The organism is Lagierella sp. ICN-221743 (assembly GCF_037890055.1).
Lineage (GTDB): Bacteria > Bacillota > Clostridia > Tissierellales > Peptoniphilaceae > Mediannikoviicoccus.
Genome location: NZ_JBBKBD010000006.1, coordinates 15,964 through 40,514, shown reverse-complemented (window position 1 = coordinate 40,514; position 24,551 = coordinate 15,964). Strand labels below are relative to the sequence as shown.

The window sequence follows — 24,551 nt, the reverse complement described above, 5'->3', positions numbered from 1 at the left end:
TTTTTTATTTAGGCTCAAGCATATGCTTAGGGTCTAGTATGTCGTCAATCTTTTCTTCATCAAAAATCTTTTGTTCAAGAAGAAGTGATTTTACTGTCTTATTTGTCTTAAGTGCTTCCTTGGCAATCTTTGCAGACTTTTCATATCCAATATATGGATTTGCCGCAGTGATAAGTCCAATGGAATTGTGCACATGCCTTTTACAATTTTCTTCATTTGCCTTTAAATCCTTTATGGCATTTATTCTAAAGGTATTTATTCCATTTGTTAGTGTTTGAATTGATTCAAATAGATTGTAGAAGATGATTGGTTCAAAAGCATTTAGTTCCAGCTGTCCACCTTCGCAGGCCATTGCAATAGTGGTGTCATTTCCAATTACATTGAAGGAAATTTGATTTACAACTTCAGGGATAACTGGATTTACCTTGCCTGGCATTATGGAAGATCCATTTTGCTTTGCAGGTAGAAACACTTCGCTAAGTCCTGCCCTTGGTCCAGAGTTCATAAGTCTTAAGTCGTTTGACATCTTAGATAAACTTATTGCCAATGTTTTTAAGTTGCCTGACACAAAGCCATAGCAGTCCAGGTTTTGAGTTCCATCAACAAGGTCTTCACATGGTTTTAAATTCAAATCACAAACTCTATCAAGTTCATTTACAATATTGTCTAAGAAGTCTTTAGATGCATTTATGCCAGTACCTATTGCAGTAGCTCCCATGTTTACATATTCTAGCTCTTCTATGGACATTTTTGTTCTTCTAATGTCCCTCTTTATGGCAGCGGCGTAGGCTTGAAACTCCTTGCCCAGTGTTGTTGGCACTGCGTCTTCAAGTTGGGTTCTACCCATCTTAATTATATCTTTAAATTCGATGGCCTTAACCATTAAGTCTTTATAAAGCTCTTCAAGTTCAGCTAGCAATTTATAAAGGAGCTTGATTGTAGTTATCTTTCCAGAAGTAGGGAATACGTCATTTGTAGATTGACTTAAGTTCACATGGTCATTAGGGTGAACAAGATTATAATTTCCCTTGATGCTGTCAAGTTTTTCCAGTGCAATATTTGCAATAACTTCATTTGCATTCATGTTTGCAGAAGTTCCGGCACCACCTTGAATAGGATCTACAATAAATTCGTCTCTGTACTTGCCTTCGATAATGTCGTTACAAGCTTCGATGATGGCGTTACCAATCTTCTCGTCTAAAGCCTTTGTCTTTATATTTGTAATGGCACAGGCCTTTTTAACATCTGCCAAAGATTCGACTAAAAGTGGATGCATCCTTGAGTTTGTTATATGAAAATTATTTTTTGCCCTTAAAGTTTGCACTCCATAATAGGCATCTTTAGGTATTTGAAGTTCTCCTATGGAATCTGATTCAACTCTAAAATCTTTCATTGTTTGCTCCTTTCAAAGATTATCATTTCTATCCTCTTGATTATATTATATGATTAGATTAGTATAGAATAAAATACAAATAACAATATGGAAGTATAGGTAGGTACTTATAATGTTTAATGCAAATGAATATGTTTATGAAGTGTATAAGGAAAGAAGCTTTTCAAAAGCGGCGAAAAATCTTTTTATTTCCCAGCCATCCCTAAGTGGAACTATAAAAAGGGTGGAGGAAGAAATTGGATACGAAATTTTTGACAGGTCCACAAAGCCCATTGGAGTAACGGACATTGGAGAAAAATACATTAAGACTATTGAAAAGATTTTGAAACTGGAAAGGCATTTTATTCAATATGTAAATGATGTGGATGATTTAAAGGCGGGAAATGTGTCCGTTGGCGGTACGCAACAATACACTTCCTATATGCTACCGGCAATTGTGTCTAAGTTTATTGAGAAGTACCCACATATAAATGTGGATATAGTGGAGGCAAAGACCTCGTCACTAATAAAATACTTAAACGAGGGCATAATCGACATTGCCATAGACAACTACTCCTATGATGAAGAGGACTATTCTAGACAGTTTCAAACGAAGGACACTATGATATTAACGGTGCCTAGAAGTTTTTCATCAAATGAAAAATTAAAGGATTATGCACTAAGCTTTGAAGAGATAGAGTCTGGAAAGTTTAAAGAAGATGAAGTTCCATTCGTCAAACTGTCAGAGTTTAACGATGAAAATTTTATATTACTTAAAGAAGGTAACGACACTAGAACCAGAGCTCACAAGAAGTTTGTAAACGAAAATATAACGCCAAAGGTGCTGCTGGAAGTTGAACAACAGATAACATCCTACAACCTTACTGCATATGGCCTGGGAATTTCATTTATCTCAGACTATTTAATTAGAAATGTAGGGGACAATGACGCTCTTTGTTACTACAAGCTGGAAAATTACGAAAATGACAGAGACATCTGCTTTTACTATTTGAAAAATAAGTATATAACCAAGGCCCAAAGTGAATTTTTGAAGATGGCGAAGGAGACACTATGAAGGACAGAACTTTAAATTACGATGTGTTAACCTATGAAGATGGAAATGTGTTTGAAAGCGTTGAAGATGTGGTGGAGGAAAAGAGATATGAAGTCATTGTAAATGAAAAAATCTTTTATAACTTAACCTGCTCTCCTTTCAATGTGCTGGAACTTTTAGTTGGCAATATGTGGATGAGAAATTTAATCGACAATAAGGAGGACATAAAGTCAATCGACATTGGGGAAGAAATTATTAAAGTCGAACTTAATGTGGAAATAAAAAATAAAAACAGAGACTACAAGTTTGTAAATTCACAGTTGACACTGTCAAAGACAAAGGTGACAGAGCTTATGAAAAAACTTCAGGACAGGGCAAATCTATTTTCAAGAACCGGTGGAGTTCATAACGCTGGGCTTTGTGATGGGGAAGAGTTAATTGCATTTATGGAGGACATAGGAAGACATAACACAGTGGATAAGCTAATGGGATACTGTATTTTAAATGAAATAGATATTAGCAATAAGATTATTGTTTTTTCCGGCAGGATTCCCTTTGAGATAATCAACAAACTGTCAATGATGGCAATACCAATCTTCATTTCAAAGTCTGCACCCACAAGCCTTGGTGTGGACATGGCAAGGAAGTACAACATCACCATATGTGGTTTCACCAGGGGAGAGAGGTATCATATATATTCCTGTCCCGAAAGACTTGTTTAAATTGGGTATAAAATAATAAGTTAATTTTATTATTTAGAAAAAGGTGGTTATTTGAAAAAATTATTAAAATATTTAAGTCCTAAGGACTGGACTTTTATTAGTATTAACATCCTCCTAATATTTGTGAGGGTGTTTTTAGAACTTAAAATCCCAGACTACATGGAGGACATTACAGAGACATTACAAAATCAGGGAGGGTTTAGCAACATTATTGAAAGCGGTAAGAAGATGCTCCTTTCGGCATTTATTGTTTTAATCCTTGCCTTTATCTGTGGCTTCTTGGTGTCAAGAGTTGGCGCTGGATTTTCAAAGAAATTAAGGGCAGCTGTTTTTGAAAAGGTCAACAGCCTTTCAGAAAGAGAAGTGAATTACTTCTCCACAGATAGTTTAATAACAAGATCTACAAACGACATTATACAAGTGCAAACCCTTCTTATAATGGGAACACAACTGGCAGTTCGAGCGCCTGTTATGGCTGCCATGGCCATATGGAAGATAATGGGCCGAAATGGACTTTGGACAGGAATAACTTTTTTATCCGTTGTTATTATAGTGTGCATTGTAATTGTTATTTCAAAACTATCCATACCCAAGTTTAAAAAGGTACAAAAGTTAATTGACGGAATAAATAGAGTCACTAGAGAGGGCCTTGAAGGTATTAGAGAAGTTAGAGCCTTTAATGGACAAAGGTTTCAAGAAGAAAAATTCTTTAAAGCAAATAATGAGCTAATGGAAAACCAAATGTATACTGGCAGGGCAATGGCAGTTTTAAATCCAGTTATGAGGTCCATGGTAAGTATTTTGAGTTTAACAATCTACTGGACTGGGGCGTATATATTGGTTAAGACTGCACAGCATGAAAAGCTTGGAGTGTTTAGTGACATGGTTGTGTTTAGTTCCTATGCAGTTCAAGTTATAGTTTCATTTATGATGCTTTCATTTATCTTTGTTATGCTACCAAGGGTTATGGTTTCTGTAAACAGAGTTAAGGAGCTGTTGGATAAGGAGAGTTCCATTGAAGAAGGGGATATGGAAAATCCTAAAACAGACATTGGCATGGTTGAGTTTGAAGATGTATCTTTTTCATACTACGACAGCAGGGAGAATGTGCTTGAAAATATTTCCTTTAAATTAAACCCAGGAGAGACCATGGGAATTATTGGGCCAACCGGGTCGGGAAAGACTACCATAGCCTCACTACTCCTTAGACTATATGACCCAAGCCGTGGAGTTATAAAGGTAAATGGCATAGACACCAGGGACTATAAACTTAGTAGCCTCTATGAAAATATCTCCTATGTTCCACAAAAGGCACTTCTTCTTTCTGGAACGGTAAATTCTAATTTGAGTTTTGGAGATGGGGATAGTTCAACAGAAGAGATGTTAAAGGCTTTGGAAGTTTCGCAAAGCTTAGACTTTATAGACAAAAGTCCCGAAGGTTTGAGCCACAAGGTTTCACAAAGGGGAAGCAACTTCTCTGGGGGACAAAAGCAAAGACTATCCATTGCAAGAGGTCTTGTAAAGGACGCTCCAATAATGATATTTGACGATTCATTTTCCGCCCTTGATTTAAAAACCGACAAGGCACTAAGATATTCATTACAAAAATATTCAAAGGACAGCACCAAGATTATAGTTAGTCAAAGAATTAGTTCCATTATGAATGCGGATAAGATAATGGTGCTTGAAGAAGGTAAAATAAAGGGATTTGGAAAGCACGAAGAACTTATGAAGTCATGTGAACTTTATCAAGAGATTGCAAGTACACAACTTTCCATAAAAGAGGAAGTAGGTGATAGTAATGGGAAATAAAAAGAAGAACAGACCTAAAAACTTTTTAAAAGCGTGGAAGAAGCTTTTAGGTGAGTTCAAAGACTATAAATTTCCAACAATTATCGCGCTAGTACTTGCCTTTATGGCAAATATATTTTTCTTAATGACGCCAAAAAAACTTGGGGACATGGCGAATGAAGTTAAAAAGGGAATTGATGGAAGTATTAATTTTCAAAATATAAAAAGCATTGCCATGGTTGCAGTAACACTAATGGTACTTGGTGCCATCATGCTATATTCCCAGGAATTTATAATAGTTACCGTGGTGCAAAAGGTATCGAGAAAACTCAGAAACAAGATTGCCATAAAGATTAATAAAATCCCACTTCAATACTTTGACAACAATAGCACTGGAGACATACTAAGTAGGGTTACAAATGACGTGGACATGATATCCCAAAGTCTATACATGGGCATGAGTTCGTTTATTGGCTCAATAACATCACTGGTAGGTTCACTTTATATGATGCTTGCTACCAATTTATTGTTGACGGCGGCGTCAGTTGGGTCAACTCTAATAGGATTTGTATTGATGTTTGTAATTATGGGGCTTTCTCAAAAATATTTCTTTGAAAAGCAACAGACCCTTGGAGAATTAAATGGATACATTGCAGAAGTTTTTGAAGCACATACCATCGTAAAGACCTACAATGCAAAGAAGGAAGTCACTGAAGAATTTAATGAGATAAACGAAAGGCTTTACGATTCAGTTTGGAAGGCGGAGTTCTTGTCAAGATTTATGTATCCAGTGATGAACTTCATCGGAAACTTTGGTTATGTTGCCATCGCCATAATCGGTGCATACCTAGTAATGAATGGAAAAATTACATTTGGAATAATAGTCTCATTTATGATGTATATTAGAATGTTCACAAATCCTCTCACAAATATTGCAGAGATTGCCACCACCATGCAAAGTGCGGCTGCTGCAGGCGAGAGGGTGTATGAATTCTTAGAAGAAAGAGAACTAGAAGACGAAAGCTATCGGGATTTTTATTTAAATCCAGATGAAGTTAGGGGCGATGTAGTATTTGAACATGTATCCTTTGGATATGTTCCAGAAAAAATAATCATAAAAGATTTTTCCGTCGACGTGAAGGGTGGACAAAAGGTTGCCATAGTTGGACCAACTGGAGCAGGAAAGACCACCCTGGTAAATCTACTCATGAAGTTTTACAAAATTGATGGAGGAAGAGTTTTAATTGACGGCGTGGACACAGTGGACATCACTAGAGAAAATATTGCAGAACTTTTTTGCATGGTACTTCAAGACACTTGGATATTTGAAGGCACAGTGTATGAAAACATCGCTTACAACTCTGGCAGTTCAAAGGAAGAAGTAGTGAATATTGCAAAGAGCATCGGACTACATCACTTTATAGAAGCTCTATCAGATGGATATGACACAGTATTAAATTCGAATGTATCCATATCTCAAGGGCAAAGGCAGCTTATAACAATAGCAAGGGCTATGGCAAAGGATGCGCCAATGCTTATACTTGATGAAGCCACAAGCAATGTGGACACTAGAACTGAAATTGTAATTCAAAGGGCCATGGACAAGCTAATGAAGGGACGAACTTCATTTGTTATCGCCCATAGAATTTCTACAATAATAAATTCAGATATAATCCTCGTGATTGACAAAGGTGACATTATTGAAAGTGGAAACCACGAAGAGCTAATGGCTAAAAAAGGATTCTATTACAATTTATACAATAGTCAATTTGAGGACAGTTTATAATTAAAAGACCTTGGTTAAGGCCAGGGTCTTTTTTGGGTATAAACATAAAAGGAGGTGCATTATGAAAATAAGTTTCTTAGGTGCAGCAAGAGAAGTTACGGGATCAAACTATTTAATCGAGACAAAAAATGAAAAATTTTTAATTGACTGTGGAATGTTCCAAGGAAGAAAAGAACTTGAAGAGTTAAACAAGGAAGATTTTAAATTTAATCCAAATGAAATAGATTTTGTAATACTAAGCCACGCCCACATTGACCACAGTGGTAGATTGCCACTTTTATATAAGAGAGGATATAAAAATCCAATCTATGCAACAAAACCAACTGTAGACCTTTGTGAAATCATGTTACAAGACAGTGCAAAGATTCAAGAGTCAGATGTGGAGTGGGAAAACAGAAAGAGAAAAAGAGCGGGCAAGTCCATGGTTGAACCTCTTTATAGCATAGAAGATGCACAAAATGTTATGAGATATTTTCAAGGTTGTTACTATGACGACATAATGAAAATAAATGACAATGTATCCGTAAGGTTTAGAGATGCAGGGCACATTCTCGGTTCTGCTTGTCTTGAAGTATGGATAAAGGAAGATGAAAAAACAACTAAGATTGCATTTTCCGGCGACCTGGGTATGCCAAACAAACCAATACTTAAAGATCCGGAATTCATTAACTCTGCGGACTATGTAATTGTAGAGTCCACCTATGGAAACAGAGAGCATCCCAAATATGAATACTCAGTTCAAAAATTAATTGAAATTATTGACAAAGTTACAAATAGGGGAGGCACAGTAATCATACCTTCCTTTGCAGTGGGTAGAACCCAAGAGATTATTTATGACTTAAACAGCCACTACGACAGCGCTGAAAATATAGAATATCATAACAGAGTTCCAATCTATATCGACTCTCCACTGGCAGTTCGTGCAACGGAGGCCTTTATGAAAAATTCCTACTTCTTTGACGACATGGCAAGGGATTTGATTAAGAGTGGAGACAATATTTTTGAGTTTGAAAATTTAAAATATGTTTCAAATGTGGAAGAGTCTATTACGCTAAATAAAGTAAAGTTTCCAAGGGTTATAATTTCATCCTCTGGTATGGCAACGGCAGGAAGGGTAAGACATCACTTGAAACATAATCTATGGGACGAAAAAAATGCAGTTGTCTTCGTAGGGTATCAATCAGAAGGCTCCCTAGGAAGAATAATTCTTGATGGGGTTAAGGATGTAAAGATACTGGGAGAAGATATAAAAGTAAATGCAGAAGTGTATGACTTAGATGGTTTCTCCGGCCACGCAGATAAAAATATGTTATATGAGTGGATGAAAAACTTTCAAGGCAAACCAAAAGTGTTTATAGTGCACGGTGAAGAAGAAGCTCAAAAGGAATTTAAAAAAACATTGGAAGAGGGCCTTGGCCTTGACTGTACAATACCAAGACTAAACGAAGAGTTTATTCTTGAACCGGGCAAGGAGAGCATCAACACCGCATATGAAAATGTTAAGAACTCCTTTGAAATTGAATCAGAAGTGGATGACTTAATTAAAAACTTGGACAATATTAAGAGCAAGGACTTTTTAAAAGAGTTAAAGAATATGTCTGGAGATGATTATTCCGATGTGAGAAGAAAAATATACAATATTAAAAATGAAATCATGAATATATACAATGATTTTTCAGAAGAAAAGGAACAGGAAAAATTAGAAAAATAAATTAAAGGGGCTTGAGATACTTAAGCTCCTTTTTTAAAAATTTTTAACTTTGTTATTATGGATTTAATACTTTAATTCGTGAATTAAGGGTATAATAGTATAAAGTGTATTAAATAGGTGATTCATATGAAATTTTTTTATCAGGACAATTTAGAAAAAGACGCATACCTTTATAATGAAGGTAAAAATTACAAGGCCTATGATTTCTTAGGCTCCCACAAAGTAAGTATAGATGGAAAAGAATATGTTCGATTTGTTGTTTGGGCTCCTAGGGCGAAGTTCGTTAACCTATGTGGAGACTTTAACTACTGGGACGAACTCAATCTTCCATTAGAGAGGATTGGTCAAACGGGACTTTGGACCATTACTGTGGAGGGAATAAATATTTATGACAGCTACAAGTATAGAATAGTCGGCCCAAATGACCAAGTGAAATTAAAATCAGATCCATTTGCATTCCACGCAGAAAACAGACCTAACACTGCATCAAAGGTCTATGACCTTGATGGCTATAAATGGAATGACAAGAGATGGATGACTAAGAGAAAAGATAAAAACGGTACCGACTCACCCATATCCATATATGAACTGAACCTTGGTTCCTGGAAGAAAAAGGACAATGGCGACTTCTACTCATATAGTGAAATGGCAGATGAACTAGTGGACTATGTAAAGGAAATGGGCTTTACCCATGTGGAGCTTATGCCCGTAATGGAACATCCATATGACGGCTCATGGGGATACCAAATTTCTGGATACTTCGCACCAACATCACGATTTGGAACGCCACATGACTTCATGTACATGGTGGACAAATTTCATCAAAAAAATATCGGCGTTATACTGGACTGGGTTCCAGGACATTTCTGTCCCGACGACTTTGCACTAAGAGAGTTTGACGGAACACCAACCTATGAATCGGAACATGGTTCCCTTTCACAAAATGAACACTGGGGCACTGTGAACTTCGACTTAGGTAGAAACGAAGTTAAAAACTTTTTAATCTCTTCTGCGCTCTATTGGATGAACTACTACCACATTGACGGAATAAGAGTGGACGCGGTGGCATACATCATTCACTATAGAATAGACCATGAGGTGGGAAATCCAAATAGCAATAATGTGGACTGGAATGGAGTAAACTTCTTAAAGGAATTAAATGAAACCATTAGAAAGTTTTATCCAGAAGTAATCATGGTTGCAGAGGACTCGTCACCATGGCCTAATGTAACAAAGAGCGTTTCCGACGGTGGACTTGGATTTGAATTCAAGTGGAACATGGGCTGGATGAATGACACATTAAAATATGCAAAAATGGATCCGCTATTTAGAAAGGACCACCACGACCTAATTACATTTAGTTTGGTGTATGCCTTTAACGAAAATTTTATACTTCCATTTAGCCACGATGAAGTTGTTCATATGAAGGGTTCAATGATAAACAAGATGCCTGGAAATTACGATGATAAATTTTCTGCACTTAAACTACTTATGATGTTTATGTTTGGACATCCTGGCAAGAAATTAAACTTCATGGGAAATGAAATTGCCCAATTTGACGAATGGAATGAGTGGTCTAGCTTAACATGGTCCGTTTTAGACTATGATTCCCACAGAAAATATCAAAAGTTTTTTAAAGAACTAAATGAAGTGTACAGAAAAGAAAAGGCCCTTTGGGAAGTGGACGACTCCTATGATGGCTTTGAGTGGATTGAAGTTAATAATAGAGATGAATCCATATTCATTTTTGAAAGAATTGCAAAGGACGGAGAGAAAATAATCTGCGCATTTAACTTCACAGGAGTTAAAAGAGAAAACTATCCAATTGGAGTAAATGAAGAGGGAAGTTACAAAGTCATCTTTAACAGTGCCATGGAAAAATATGGTGGTCATTTAAGTAGAAACAAGAGTATAAAGACGAATAAGGAAGGTTTTCAAGGAAGAGAAAACTCTTTTAGAATAGACTTAGAACCGTTATCTGCGGTGTTTATAAAGAAAAAATAGGAGGGAGATATGAGGGCGAAGAAAAGAGTTGTGGCCATGCTCCTGGCAGGGGGACAAGGCTCAAGACTTAAAGACTTAACAAAAAACATTGCCAAGCCTGCCGTACCTTTTGGAGGAAAATATAGGATTATTGACTTTGCTTTGAGCAACGCAACCAATTCGGACATAAGAGATATAGGTGTATTAACTCAGTACAAGCCCTTTTCACTAAACGCACACTTGGGAAATGGTGCTCCATGGGACTTAGACAGAAATAATGGTGGACTTAGAATACTTCAACCCTTCTACACAGAAGAAGGTGGTAAGTGGTACGAGGGAACTGCCAATGCTATTTATGAAAATATAAATTATTTGGAACATCTATCTCCAGAATATGTATTAATACTTTCTGCAGATCACATTTATAAAATGGATTACAATGAACTTTTAAAATGCCACAGAGAAAATGGTGCTGCACTTACAGTTGCAGTTCGTGAAGTGCCTTGGGAAGAGGCTCCACGCTTTGGAATTTTAAATACGGATGACGAAGGACGAATCGTAGAGTTCGAAGAAAAGCCAGAACATCCAAAGAGTAATTTGGCATCCATGGGAATATACATGTTTGATTGGCCAATCTTAAAACACTATTTGGAAAAGGACAATAAAGATCCAAACACATCCCATGACTTTGGGAAAAATATTATTCCAAGCATTATAAGCGACGGCAAACCGGTTTATGCATATAAATTTGATGGATATTGGAAGGACGTTGGAACAGTAAGGTCCTATTGGGAAGCAAACCTAGACCTACTTGAAGATGACGAAAAATTGAATCTATACGACAATAGCTTTAGAATCTTTACAAAGTCAAAGGACCTTCCACCACATTATGTTTCATCTACTGGCAAGGTGAAGAAGTCCCTTGTTAACGAAGCCTGTGTGATTTCAGGAAAGGTTTCAAACTCAGTTCTGTTTTCAAAGGTGACTGTGGAAGAGGGAGCTGAAGTTGAAAACTGTGTGGTATTATCAAACGTAAAAATAAAGAAGGACGCAAAGGTATATAACTCTGTTATTACAGGAGACTTGATTATTGAAGAGGGGAAGGTAATTGGTAGCCCTGAAGATGGCAAGGTGTATCTAGTGTCTGGCGATGGAATTGCTGAAGAATAGGAGGGGCATATGCAAGACTGTATTGGTATAATAATTGGAGGAAAATCCACAGACAAATTTAGTTCTCTTTGCAAGACAAGACCTGCGTATATGCTTCCATTTGCAGGCAGATATAGATTGATCGACTTTACCCTTTCCAACCTTGCGAACAACGACTTGTCCAATGTACTTCTATATGGTGGTAGAAACTTGAGATCGACTTTAGACCATATTGGCAATGGAAAGTCTTGGGAGCTTAATAGAAGAAGAAATGGTTTAATAATATTTCCAGAGATAAAGAGTTCCGTTGCAAATGAAAACACTGAAATGGGAATGTTTTTTGAAACGCTAAAGTACTATGAGGATTCAAAGGAAAAGTATCTTTACCTTGTTGACCCTATGGCCATTGACAAGGAAGATTTAACAAAGGCCTACGACAGAATGGTTAAAGAGGACCTGGATGTGCTTTTATTCTATGTGGAACAAGAGGACAGTTTAGGAAAGTACATCGGCGAGAAGAAACTTATCTTTAGTGAAGATGAAAATCTAATAAAGATAGGAACCAATCTTGGTACTGAAGAGTCTTTTCCAATGCTTATTCGAGAGGGCTTTGTAAAAAAAGAAGTCTTTATAAATCTTGTTAAAAAGGCAGTGGAAAATTCTGACGCAAAAACACTTCTTGAAGCCATTTCAAATAATATGGATGAACTTAAAATAGGAATTTACAAACAGGATTCAAGTGTGGAATTAATTAGAGACTTAAAATCATTTTACGATGTAAATATGAAACTTTTAAATCAAGATTTTTATAATAGACTCTTCTATGACAATGGAGTCGTGCTTACAAAGTCAAAGGACGAACCATCAACATCCTATGGAGAAAATGCAAAGATAAATAACTCACTAATTGCAAATGGTTGTAAAATTGACGGTTATGTTGAAAACTCCATTATATTTAGGGGTGTGGAAATAAAATCGGGAGCAGTTATAAAAAACTCCATCCTTTTCCAAAACACAGTTATCGAAAAGGATGCGGTGGTGGTAAACACCATTACAGACAAAGGTGCAAATATTAAAAGTGAAGTGTCTATTGCCGGATCTAGAACTGCACCTTATGTAGTTGAGAAATATTTAGTTGTGGAGAAATAAGATGAATATACTTTATTGTAGCTCTGAAAGTTATCCATTTATTAAGACTGGAGGGCTTGCTGATGTTGCAGGCTCACTGCCTTTAGAGCTTAAAGCCATGGGAGAGGACATTCGTGTGGTGCTTCCTCTATATGGTCAAATACCAAATGAATATAGAGAAAAAATGGAATATGTGGGCTATTATTATGTGGACATTGGAATGCGACATGACTATGTGGGCATAATGAAGCTTGTGCATGATGGTGTAACATTTTACTTTTTAGACAATGAATTTTATTTTAAAAGGCAAAATGTTTATGGAGAACTTGATGACGGAGAGAGATTTTTATTCTTCTCAAAGGCTGTAACCATACTTCCAAAGGTAATAAACTTTAAACCAGATGTCATTCACACCAATGACTGGCATACTGCCATGGTGAATGTTTATGTAAAGGACTTTGCCAGGGGAGACGACTATTATAAATCCATTAAGACCATGTTTACAATTCACAATCTAAAATACCAAGGGGTTTTCAATTCAAACATACTTGGCTTTGCAGGACTATCTCCAGAGTACTTCAATGACGAAGCCCTAAAGTACTACGACTGTGTAAACTTTATGAAGGGTGGAATAGTTTTTTCAGACATCCTTACAACGGTTTCAAATACCTACTCCAATGAAATACAACATGCTTACTTTGGAGAGGGACTGGACGGCATAATAAGAAAATATTCCTACAAGCTATATGGGATTGTAAATGGACTGGACTATAACACATGGAATCCATTAACGGATAAAAATCTTCTGAAAAATTATGACATAGATAGCATCGATGAAAAGCCATTAAATAAACTTGAAGTTCAAAAGATGTATAACTTACCACAAAATCCGAACATACCTATGTTTGTTATGGTGTCTAGACTTGTGGATATGAAGGGCTTAGACATTTTGCTTTTCATTATGGATGAACTACTTTACTTTGAAGACATACAGGTGGTGGTTCTTGGAACTGGAAGTTACAACTACGAAGAGTCACTTAAATACTTCCAAAATAAATATCCAGACAAGTTTGCCGCAAGAATTTATTATTCAAATGACGAGTCTCATCTTCTATATGCAGGGGGCGACTTCCTACTTATGCCTTCACGGGCAGAACCATGTGGAATATCGCAGCTTATGGCAATGAGATATGGAAACCTTCCAATCGTTAGGGAGACCGGCGGGCTTAAAGACACTGTCATTCCATATAATAAATTTACTGGAGAGGGAACAGGTTTTTCATTTGCGAATATAAATGCCCATGAACTGCTGTTCACAATTAAAAATGCCATTGCAACCTACTATGACAAGGAAGCTTTTCATAAACTTCAAAAATCTGCCATGCTTCAAAAGAATGACTGGGAAAGCTCTGCCAATGAATATTTAAAATTATATAAGAGGACTTCGGGAATATATGATTAAAATTGATAAGCAAGAGTTAGCACAAAAGATTGAAGAAGAACTTTATATAAGAAATGCCTTGGCGGACTACGAAGTAAATAAAAAAGATGTGTACAACGCATTGGTAAAATCAATTAGAGATATGATGGCTTATTCTTGGAGGCGTTCTAAGGATAAGCCTTTTTCAAGAAAGCAGATTTATATCTTCTCCTTTGAATATAATACCAGCAACTTTTTAAAAAAGAACTTAAATCATCTTGGCCTTAATGAAGTGGCACGACAAGCACTTCAGATATTAGGATACGACTTAGATGAAATATTAAATTGTGAAGTGTTTCCAGTTCTTGGTGAAGGAGAGCTAGGTGACCTTTCATACTTTATGCTTGAAGAAAACTCTAAAAGCAAAGTCAAGGCCTATGGATTAAGATATGAAAGTGGAAGGTTCAAACAGGAAATAGTAAATCATAACCAAGTTGAAATGGTAAACAACTGGACCTTGGAATACTTTCCATGGGAATTAAAAAGAAATAGCGAAGACATAAAGATATATGACAAGGACATTAAATCCACTGCCTATGATATACCTATTTTGACAGGTGACTTGGAGAACACAAACACCCTTAGGCTATTTGAATCCAATGTGGAGAGGCTAACATACCCCATGAAAATAATTGAGGGAGAGGGCCTTAGGGATATTGAAAATTATCTCTTTACAAATTCTCTTTCAAGATTTTTATACATGGAAGATGTTAATCCACTGGGCAAGAAGATAAGACTTGGACAGGAATACTTTTTAGCCAGTTCTGGAGTTAGGGATATTATAAATGACTTTAAGAATTTTGATGAAAATGAATTTAAAAGTAATTTTAAAGTGCTTTTAAATGGAAGTCATACCATAATAACAATTCCAATCTTCATTAAAGAGTACACAAAAAACTTTGGAGTTTCCAAAGAGGAAGCACTAAAAATCATAGAAGAAAATTTTGAATTTAGAACCTTTGAGTCCATTGAGACGAATAAAAAGATTTGGTCTAGGAGCTTGATAAAAGAAGTTTGTCCAGACATCTTAGAATATCTTGACTATATTTATCGTGGCTTTGAACATGAAGCAGAGTACTATAATTTTTATAAAATACTATTTAACACAGTGAAAAAAATAGTTCCCATGTCCAAGATGCAAAGTGAAAGCTTTAGCAGAGAGTACAGTTTAAACAATGGAGGAATTTCAAAGGAGTATGAAGTAGAAAAAAATCTACTAAATATTTCACCTTGGCTTTGTCAGGCAAATCCAAAACTGTATAAACTTTTAAGTGATGTATTGGAAGAAGATGTTTCAAAAAATCCTTCTTCATTAAAAAAGCTTCCTGCCCAATTAAAAGGTGAACAGCAAAATGAATTTGAAAAGATAAAATATGAAAACAAGTTAGACATAAAGATAGATATTTTTGAAGAATATAAAATAATTTTAAATCCAAAGTCCATGTACATTATGAACTTTGGGACTTTTCAAGAGAAGAGAAGACAGTTTTTGACCTGTTTATACCTAACTGAAAAGTATTTTGAACTTATTGAAAACTCTAGCTTAGATATGCCGGACATGACCTACTTTATTGGTGGGCTATCATCGCCAAAATATCTTCAATCAAAACATGTGATAAAATATATAAATATATTGAAGGACATTGTGAATAGCGACCTGTCCATAAAGGATAAGCTAAAAATTATCTTTGTGGAAGATTTAAATAGGAATAAGATACTAAATCTTTCAAAGGGCTGTGATGTGGTTGAACAAATTGCAACTCCAGGACTTGAAGTTGTGGCGAAAAAAGTTTTAAATTATATGATAAACGGCTCCCTTGTAATGGGAAGTAGAACTGGAATAAATTTAGAACTTGAAGAGCTTAATGGTGACTTCATATATCTATTTGGAAGTTCGAAGGAGGAAGTGGAATACAAAGACCTTTCTAAGATAGAGGAAAAAATTAGAAGTGGTCGCCTGGAAAATCTTATAAATAAAATAAGAAATTCTAACTTTGTTGAACTTAAAGTTTCCTTTGAAGAGCTTTACAATTTGATTTTAAAATACAACGATAGTTTTCAAGTATTTGAGGACTATGATAAATACTATGAGAAATGGAAAGAAATAGAAAGAGATTATAGAAATAAAGATGATTGGAGAAAAAAATCGTTACAGAGTATTAGAAGCTGTGGTGAATTTTCTGTCTCCTAAAATTTTAGCAGGTGTATATGAATTACGAAGAGATAAAAGATATAAACTTAGGATTTAGGTATAGCAAAGAAAAAACTACATTTAAGACCTATTCTCCAAATAGGAATATATCCCTTCTTATATATAACGACCCAGAGACCATGGAAAGGGAAAAATATGAAATGCAAAAGGACGAATTTGGTTTTTGGGAATGTGTGGTAGAAGGTGATTTAAATCTTAAGTACTATAATTATTTAGTTGATGAAGAGTATGAAGTGACGGATCCCTATTCTGTATCTGCTTCAGTAAATAGCAAGAGGTCCGTTGTTATAGACTTGGAAATGACAAATCCAAAGGGCTTTTTGGAACATGAAGTGCCAGTGAATGACAAAGACGATGCAATAATTTACGAAACCCATGTTAAGGACTTTAGCTACCATGAGTCATCGGGAGTTAATAAAGAGCATTGTGGAAAGTTTTTGGGAATCGCTGAAGTAGACACTAGTTACGAAGGATATAAAACAGGACTTAGCCACTTACAGGAGCTTGGCATAACACATCTTCACTTGATGCCAATTTATGACTATTTAACAGTGGATGAAAACAACGAAGCCTTTGACAATCCTAACAACTATAACTGGGGCTATGATCCAGAACTTTATAATGTTCCAGAAGGGTCTTACGCAGTTGATTCAACTGATCCAATTGCAAGGATAAAAGAATTTAAAGAGCTTGTAATGGCGGCACATGAAAAGGGAATATCCGTGGTAATGGATGTGGTTTATAATCATACTTTTAGAACTATGGACTCAAACTTCAATGTGCTTGCACCGTCATATTATTATAGAATGAATCAAGATGGCACCTTCTCCAACGGATCAGGTTGTGGAAATGAATTTGCTTCAGAGAAACCCTTAGGAAGAAAGTTTATTATCGACTCCCTTAAATATTGGGTTAAAGAATATAAGATAGATGGATTTAGATTTGATTTAATGGCGCTAATGGATAGGGAGACAGTTGACATATTAATAGAGGAATTAAGAGCGATAAATCCAAATATTTTAATTTACGGCGAGCCATGGATGGCATGGGGTTCAACACTGCCAATTAATAATCAAACACTTCCGGGTTCACAAAAGGGCAGAGGATTTTCCATATTCAACTCTAGATTTAGAGACTCCATTAAGGGTGATAACGACTCGGACACCAAGGGTTACATCCAAGGTGAGTTTTGGATGAAGGGAGATGTACAAGTTGGCATAATGGGAAGTACAACCTCACTGGAAGGTTATGAAGGACTAACCATGTATCCACAGGAGAGCATAAACTATTTCAACTCCCACGATAATTTAATCTTGGCGGACAAATTAAAAAAATCTATTTCGGAAGAAGACGTAGAAAACTTTACGGACATAAGCAAAATGGCCTTTAGTATAATTTTACTTTCACTTGGCCTACCATTTTTCCACGCCGGAAATGAATTCTCTCGTTCAAAGAACATGGACCACAACTCATATAACAGTCCCATAACTACAAACCAAATCGATTGGAGATTGAAAAGGGAAAACTATGAACTTTATGAACATGTGAGGAAACTTATTCATCTAAGAAGAGAAAATTCAAAGTTCATGTTAAAGAGCTACGAAGATATTTCTGAAAGCTTTTACTTTATAGAAAATCTTCCAGACTCAGTAATTGCTTACACTATATTAGCCCAAGATGAAATTCTATTTGTGCTTCACAACAGCGGAAGAGTCGAATTTACTTTGGAATATAAAAATCTTGAAGACCATATTAAAAACAATTACAAAGACCTTTCCATTAAAAACATGAAAATAATTTTTGGCGAAGAAGAGGAAGTTAATTTAGGTGAAAATATAATTATTTCACCGATTACAAGTTACGTATACAAAATTGGATGTTGATATGGACTATAGAGAACTAGATGGATTTGAAGAGATGTTAAAAGATGAAGGCTTTCTTTTAACAAAAGATAAAATTTTTAAAGATGGAAGAACACAGGAATTCAATGGAAATTTAGAAGCTTTTATAATGCTCTACTATTTTTATTACAAAATGGACAAATATGGGTATCTATTTAACGATGAAAATGCTTTTTGGGATTTCAAAAAAGTTTTTGAAAACAAGGCCTTTTTAATTCTTCAAATGGCCCATAGGGTAAGAGCCTTCAGTTTAAAAAGAGGCAGAAAGATGCATTATATGAAAAATGCATGGATTTGGAAGGAAGAGGCCGTTTACAATTATATTAACTCTGGTCTATACCACGGCTGTCCTTTGCTTATGGTCACTTGGAACAACAAGGACAAAAAGTTAAGGGGCAGATGGGGACTTGTAGTTGGAGTTAAGCGAGAAGAAGAAAAAATATTTGCAAAGATATTCAATGGACAAGAATTTTTTGAAACGAATTTGTCCCGTTGGATAAGGAGTAAATCACTTTACAAGGGATTGGCGTACTTTCGTTAGGAGGGCAAAATGAATTACAAAGATATTTATAGACAATGGTTAAATGGAAATGAGTTTGACGATGAGACGAAAAAAGAACTGGCGGCCATAGCATCTGATGAAGAAGAGATTAAAGATAGATTTTATCAAAGCCTACAATTCGGTACTGCAGGCCTTAGGGGAAAGATTGGCGCTGGTACAAATAGAATGAATGAGTACATGGTTGCAAAGGCAACTCAAGGATTTGCAACTACTATAATTGAAAGGGGCAACGACATAAAGGGCGAAGGAGTTGCCATATCATATGACGTTAGACATTTTTCAAAGGAGTTTGCAAGAATCACTGCGGAAGTATTTGCGGGAAATGGAATAAAGGTATACCTTTCTGACGACATTAGACCAACACCACTACTATCCTATGCGGTTAGAAATTTTAAATGTGCCGGGGGAGTAATGGTAACTGCAAGCCATAACCCAAAGGAGTATAACGGATATAAAGCCTATGGTCCAGAAGGGTCACAAATTCTTGAAGACATGGCAAGTTCCATTGAAGAAAACATTGGAAAGATTGAAAGTTTTTCTGAAGTTAAGAGGTTGCCACTGGAAGAGGGAATTGAAAAGGGACTTATTGAGATGTACTCCACAGAGCTTGACGAAAAATATTTAAAGGACGTTCTGTCCCTTACAATAAATGAAGATATTGATAAGGATATAAAAATTGTTTACACTCCATTAAATGGAACCGGAAATAAATATGTTAGAGAGATTTTAAAGAGAAGGGGCTTTAACAACATTGTTGTAGTTGAAGAACAAGAAAACCCAGACCCAAACTTTACAACTGTGGGATATCCAAACCCTGAGGATCCAAAGGCATTTAAGTACGCCATTGACCTTGGTAAAAAAGTTTCTGCTGAAATGTTAATAGGCACAGACCCTGATGCAGATAGAGCGGCCATTGAAGTTAGGGACAAAGATGGAAACTATGTATTCCTAAATGGAAACAAAATTGGAGCTCTAATGATTCATTACATCTTGAGCCAAAGATATGAAAAGAAAGATCTTCCATCAAACTCAGTTATAGTAAAGAGCATTGTAACAGGAGACATGGGCAAGGCCATTGCGAATAAATATGGTGTTGAAACAATTGAAACTCTTACTGGTTTTAAAAATATCTGTGCTGTTGCAAATGAATCTGAAATCACCGGTGAAAAAGAATTTATCTATGGATTTGAAGAAAGTATCGGTTATAACTACGGAACTTTTGTAAGGGACAAAGATGCGGTAAGTTCAGCAATGGTGATTTGTGAAATGGCAGCCTACTATAAAAAGCAGGGCAAGTCACTATTAGATGTGCTTGAAGAACTTAAGGATGAGTATGGCTTCTATGATGAAAGATTAATTTCCATCGTTCTTGAAGGGCTTGAAGGACAAGAAAAGATTGGTCATATCATGAAGGACTTTAGAGAAAATCCTCTTACAGAGATAAAGGGAATGAAACTTGAAAAGACAATTGACTATTTGAATGACGACACAGGAATACCAAAGTCAAATGTACTTAAGTACTACTTTGATGATGGATCATGGTATGCCCTTAGACCTTCAGGAACAGAACCGAAAATAAAAATATATATTTACTCTAAGGGAGAAAGTGAAAAAGACTCTAAAAAGAAATTGGATTCAATTGAAAAGAGTACCAAGGAAAAAATAAATAGAGTTTAGAAAGAGAGAAGCAAGTCTTCTCTTTTTTTATGCCCTTTTGATATAATAGTTATAAATATATTTAAGGAGGACAACTTGAACATATTAGAAAAGAGAATTCTTGAAGAAGGAATAGTCCTTCCAGGAAATGTACTAAAGGTAGATGGCTTTGTTAATCATAGAATCGATCCGGAATTTTTTATGCAGATTGCAGAAGAGTTCAAGAGGCGATTTGAACACTTAGATATAGATAAAATACTTACGGTGGAAGTGTCTGGAATTGCAATAGCATTTGCAGTAGGCCTTGCCATGAATAAAAAAGTTGTATTCGCAAAGAAAAATATTTCAAAAACTATTGGAGATGAGGTATACAAAAGCTCTGTATACAGTTATACTAAGGGAGTTACCTATGATATAATGGTTTCCAAAAACTATTTGAATAAAGGTGACAGAGTTTTAGTAATAGATGATTTTTTAGCAAATGGAAAGGCCTTGGAAGGTGTTTACGACATTTTAAAGCAGGCTGGGGCAGAGCTTGTGTCCACTGGAATATTAATCGAAAAGGGATTTCAAGACGGAGGCAAGAGGCTTAGAGAAAAGGGATATGAAATTGAGTCACTTGCCACAATAAAATCTTTAGAAAATGGCAAAGTGGAGTTTGAAAAATCTTTAGACTTTTAACAAATGTTACAAAATCTCTAAATTATAGGAAAATTTAAGTTTTTCGTGTAAAATATTAGTACTTGGAATATTAGTGCTTAAAATACTAGGAGAAGATATGAATTTTATTATTGAAATACTTGAAAAGTTTTTCTCAATTCAATTGACCGCCAATATGAAACTATATGACCTATTGGCTATGATATTCAAATACGCCTTTGTAATAATAATTTATTATTTCATCTTCAACATAATAAAGATGATTTACCTTGATATCAAGGGAATAAATAATTTAAATACACCGGCGGACAGCTATTTGAAACTTATCAATAGAAAAGAGAGATTGCCTTTCAAAATACAAGAACATTATTTTATAAAAAATAATACTACAATAGGAAGATCTGACAGTAACGACATTGTGCTTGGAGATAGATTTATCTCTAAAAAACATGCCAGAATTTTTAAACAAAGAGGACAGTTCTATCTTGAAGACCTGGGCTCTGCCAACGGCTCATATGTAAATGGCCAAAAGGTATCAGGGGTAGTGTTACTTAAAGATAAGGATTTGGTTGACTTTGGACAAGTTGAGTTCTTATTTGTAGATGGTGATGATGACGATGAAAAATAAAAAATCGCTTATTAGAAGTGAAAGCAATTTTTTTAAAAAGATATTTAGTAAAGAGTTTAATTTTACTAGGTCCAGCGTAAAGAACCCACTAAGGCTTTTACTTTGGTTTCAGATACTTGCCATGGGACTTATTTCTGTATCTGCTGGAGAAAACTTCAATACGAAAAACACTTTGCTGTTCATTTCTTTTATTATTGGTGTAAATGTGGCAAATAGATTGGTAGTAAAGGTAACCGATGGGGACAACTATCTTTTACTTGTGGCATCAATGCTATTTAGTATTGGTGTTGTAATGATTTTTAGACTTAATCCATACGAGGGAACAAGACAGCTGTTTTGGTATTTAATAGGCGTTTCCATGTTCTATGTAACCTACTTTATACTAAAGTCATTTAAGGGCTGGGAAAATCTTACGCTGCTTTACTTGGCAGGATGTTTCTTTATGTTTTTCATAACCATAGTATTTGGTTTTGAAAAATACGGTGCAAAGAACTGGGCCAATATTAAGGGCATAGTTTTTCAGCCTTCGGAGCTCACGAAGATATTATTCATCTTCTTTATAGCATCCTTTGAAACAAACGAAAATCTATTGACCGGTAAGAAGCTTTCCAAGTATCACTTTTTAATTGAAAAGAAAAAGCCACTTACCTTTATGGTGGTTGCCTATTCACTAATTGGACTGTTTTTTGTGCAAAAGGACCTAGGCTCTGCTGTTATATTTTTCATAGTGTACATTATTTTTATGTACATCTTTGATTACAATAGATACTTCCTTGCTTTAAACTTACTTATGGCGGTTGTGGGAAGTATAATGGCCTACCTAATGTTCTCCCATATAAGAGTTAGATTTGATATATGGCTTGATCCATGGAAGTCCGTGCAAGACAAGGGATACCAAATAGTACAATCACTATTTGCTCTTGCATCGGGAGGTTTCTTTGGTACGGGACTTAGACTTGGTCGTCCTGATTTAATACCAGTTGCAAGCTCTGACTTTATCTTCCCTGCAATTGTAGAAGAGATGGGAGTGTTTACAGGCATGGGTATTATAATGCTATTTATGATACTTGTGTATAGAGGTTTTAAAATATCCATGGAACAAAATAATCTGTTTTTTAAATACGTGGCCCTGGGCATTTCAATAATGTTTGCCTTCCAAGCAGTATTTATGATAGGTGGAGTATTAAAACTAATTCCAATGACAGGTATTACAATTCCATTTGTAAGTTATGGTGGTAGCTCCATGGTAACTTCATTTATCTGTCTAGGAATATTACAATACTGTTCATCGGATATAAAAGATAAGATGGTGGAAGAATGGAAAGAATAAATAAAAAGATAATAGTTGTGCTGACCATGTTTTTAGGATTGTTTTTAGCATTGGTGTTATACATGACCTACTTCCAAATTGCAAAGGCAAAGGATATTGCCACCGGGGAGTACGCTCAGTACAACAGAAGGCATTGGGTTGATGAAAACAAAGTCAAGAGGGGAACTATTTATGACTCTGAAGGAAATGTATTGGTAGAAACTCAAACAGACAGTAACAACAATAACTTTAGAAAGTTTTTATACGGTTCAATCTACTCGCCAATTACTGGATTCAACTCTAAGAACTATGGAACAGCTGGACTGGAAAAATCATATGCAAAGACACTTCTAAACATAAAAGAGAATACACCGCTATCTGACTTAAAGAAGCTTGTAGAAAATCAAAAAGATGGTAATAACTTGACACTAACCACAAACTCAGAACTTCAAAGCTATACCATGAAGCTTTTGAAAGAGCATAAGGGGTCCATTGTTGCCATGAATCCAAAGACTGGAGAAATCTATGCCATGGCTTCCTTCCCAACATTCGACCCAAACACAATTACAGCGGACTGGGAAGATATTATAAATAATGAAAAGGACGCAAGGCTTCTTAACAGAGCTACCCAAGGGCTTTACACACCGGGTTCCATATTTAAGGTTGTAACAGCCACAGGTATTTTGGAAAATCAAGATAAAGTTGAGAGTATGGAAATAGAGGACGAAGGTTCAATTAAGATTGGTGGATACAAAGTAAGTAATATTAATGGAATGGTAAATGGAAGAACCGATTTGAAAAAAGCTTTAGTAAAATCATCAAATGTTTACTTTAGTAAGCTCGGTTCAGAAGTTGGTGGAAAGATACTTCAAGATGTAAGTAAGAGATACTTCATTGGAGAAAAAATTCCATTCGACCTACCAACTACAAAGTCCATTAATGGATACTATGATGGGATAGACGCTGCAAATATTGCAACCACTTCCTTTGGACAGGGGGACACATTGGTTACTCCCCTTAATATGGCCATGGTTATGTCTGCCATAGCAAACAATGGTGTTATGATGAAACCTTATATAGTGGACAAGGTAACTAACCCTGAAGGAGAAGTTGAGTTTAAGAAAAATCCTGAAATACTATCAAAGGTAACCACACCTAAAATTGCAAATGAAATCTTAAAAGATATGGTTGCAGTAGTAAGAGACGGCTCGGAGGCGGGCTTGAGAGCAGTTACAGTTGCAGGTAAGTCAGGTACTGCAGAAATAAAAGATAAGAAGTCTACAAACGCATGGTTTATTGCAACAGCGCCGGCGAAAAATCCGACCATTGCCGTTGCAGTTGTATTGGAAGACAGTGGAACCGGTGGAGACGAATCCGCTGGGCCAATAGCAAGAGAAACCATAAGAAAGGCATTAAATCTTGGACTTGGAGAATAAATAAGCGAAGA

Annotated in this window: 18 protein-coding genes; 17 read left to right on the top strand and 1 reads right to left on the bottom strand. The window is 35.7% G+C overall.

The annotated features are described in order from the left end of the window. Positions 1 to 4: 4 nt before the first annotated feature. Positions 5 to 1,393, bottom strand: coding sequence for an aspartate ammonia-lyase (locus WKS98_RS04310; RefSeq protein WP_498917197.1), 1,389 nt, complete (start codon positions 1,391 to 1,393; stop codon positions 5 to 7). Positions 1,394 to 1,505: 112 nt separating this feature from the next. Here WKS98_RS04310 and WKS98_RS04305 point away from each other — a divergent pair, with 112 nt between their 5' ends. The 17 genes from WKS98_RS04305 to WKS98_RS04225 all read left to right on the top strand — a co-directional run bounded on the left by WKS98_RS04305 (position 1,506) and on the right by WKS98_RS04225 (position 24,540). Beyond that, a complete protein-coding gene (locus tag WKS98_RS04305; protein WP_498917195.1) occupies positions 1,506 to 2,447 on the top strand; it encodes a LysR substrate-binding domain-containing protein in 942 nt (313 codons plus the stop codon). After that, positions 2,444 to 3,148 (top strand): formate dehydrogenase accessory sulfurtransferase FdhD, encoded by a 705-nt coding sequence (gene fdhD / locus WKS98_RS04300; protein ID WP_498917194.1) that lies wholly within the window; start codon positions 2,444 to 2,446, stop codon positions 3,146 to 3,148. The genes WKS98_RS04305 and fdhD overlap by 4 nt, the downstream gene beginning before the upstream one ends. Before the next feature lie 51 nt (positions 3,149 to 3,199). After that, positions 3,200 to 4,960, top strand: coding sequence for an ABC transporter ATP-binding protein (locus WKS98_RS04295; protein WP_498917192.1), 1,761 nt, complete (start codon positions 3,200 to 3,202; stop codon positions 4,958 to 4,960). Next, positions 4,950 to 6,725, top strand: a complete 1,776-nt coding sequence (locus WKS98_RS04290; protein ID WP_498917190.1) for an ABC transporter ATP-binding protein — start codon at positions 4,950 to 4,952, stop codon at positions 6,723 to 6,725. Before WKS98_RS04295 ends, WKS98_RS04290 begins: the two co-directional genes overlap by 11 nt. 61 nt (positions 6,726 to 6,786) lie before the next feature. Then, complete coding sequence (locus tag WKS98_RS04285; RefSeq protein ID WP_498917188.1) at positions 6,787 to 8,436, top strand: MBL fold metallo-hydrolase RNA specificity domain-containing protein; 1,650 nt, start codon at positions 6,787 to 6,789, stop codon at positions 8,434 to 8,436. Positions 8,437 to 8,562: 126 nt separating this feature from the next. Next, positions 8,563 to 10,440: a 1,4-alpha-glucan branching protein GlgB gene (gene glgB, locus WKS98_RS04280; RefSeq protein WP_498917186.1), complete on the top strand. Its 1,878-nt coding sequence runs from the start codon at positions 8,563 to 8,565 to the stop codon at positions 10,438 to 10,440. A gap of 9 nt (positions 10,441 to 10,449) precedes the next feature. Beyond that, positions 10,450 to 11,589, top strand: coding sequence for a glucose-1-phosphate adenylyltransferase (locus WKS98_RS04275; protein ID WP_498917184.1), 1,140 nt, complete (start codon positions 10,450 to 10,452; stop codon positions 11,587 to 11,589). A 9-nt stretch (positions 11,590 to 11,598) separates the two neighbouring features. Continuing rightward, positions 11,599 to 12,717 (top strand): glucose-1-phosphate adenylyltransferase subunit GlgD, encoded by a 1,119-nt coding sequence (gene glgD, locus WKS98_RS04270; protein ID WP_498917182.1) that lies wholly within the window; start codon positions 11,599 to 11,601, stop codon positions 12,715 to 12,717. A gap of 1 nt (position 12,718) precedes the next feature. Continuing rightward, positions 12,719 to 14,158, top strand: a complete 1,440-nt coding sequence (glgA, locus tag WKS98_RS04265) for a glycogen synthase GlgA (protein WP_498917181.1) — start codon at positions 12,719 to 12,721, stop codon at positions 14,156 to 14,158. After that, positions 14,151 to 16,367, top strand: coding sequence for a glycogen/starch/alpha-glucan phosphorylase (locus tag WKS98_RS04260; RefSeq protein WP_498917179.1), 2,217 nt, complete (start codon positions 14,151 to 14,153; stop codon positions 16,365 to 16,367). Before glgA ends, WKS98_RS04260 begins: the two co-directional genes overlap by 8 nt. Positions 16,368 to 16,384: 17 nt before the next feature. Beyond that, entirely contained in the window at positions 16,385 to 18,271 is a 1,887-nt protein-coding gene (gene pulA, locus WKS98_RS04255) for a type I pullulanase (RefSeq protein WP_498917177.1), read from the top strand. A gap of 1 nt (position 18,272) precedes the next feature. Further along, complete coding sequence (locus WKS98_RS04250; protein WP_498917175.1) at positions 18,273 to 18,830, top strand: hypothetical protein; 558 nt, start codon at positions 18,273 to 18,275, stop codon at positions 18,828 to 18,830. A 9-nt stretch (positions 18,831 to 18,839) separates the two neighbouring features. Then, the gene (locus WKS98_RS04245; protein ID WP_498917173.1) at positions 18,840 to 20,528 is read left to right on the top strand and encodes a phospho-sugar mutase; all 1,689 of its coding nucleotides are present in this window, start codon (positions 18,840 to 18,842) and stop codon (positions 20,526 to 20,528) included. Positions 20,529 to 20,603: 75 nt separating this feature from the next. Then, the gene (locus tag WKS98_RS04240; RefSeq protein WP_498917171.1) at positions 20,604 to 21,188 is read left to right on the top strand and encodes a xanthine phosphoribosyltransferase; all 585 of its coding nucleotides are present in this window, start codon (positions 20,604 to 20,606) and stop codon (positions 21,186 to 21,188) included. 97 nt (positions 21,189 to 21,285) lie between these two features. Then, a complete protein-coding gene (locus WKS98_RS04235; protein WP_498917169.1) occupies positions 21,286 to 21,795 on the top strand; it encodes an FHA domain-containing protein in 510 nt (169 codons plus the stop codon). Further along, positions 21,785 to 23,125 (top strand): FtsW/RodA/SpoVE family cell cycle protein, encoded by a 1,341-nt coding sequence (locus tag WKS98_RS04230; RefSeq protein WP_498917167.1) that lies wholly within the window; start codon positions 21,785 to 21,787, stop codon positions 23,123 to 23,125. The genes WKS98_RS04235 and WKS98_RS04230 overlap by 11 nt, the downstream gene beginning before the upstream one ends. Next, a complete protein-coding gene (locus tag WKS98_RS04225; protein WP_498917165.1) occupies positions 23,113 to 24,540 on the top strand; it encodes a peptidoglycan D,D-transpeptidase FtsI family protein in 1,428 nt (475 codons plus the stop codon). Before WKS98_RS04230 ends, WKS98_RS04225 begins: the two co-directional genes overlap by 13 nt. Positions 24,541 to 24,551 lie beyond the last annotated feature (11 nt).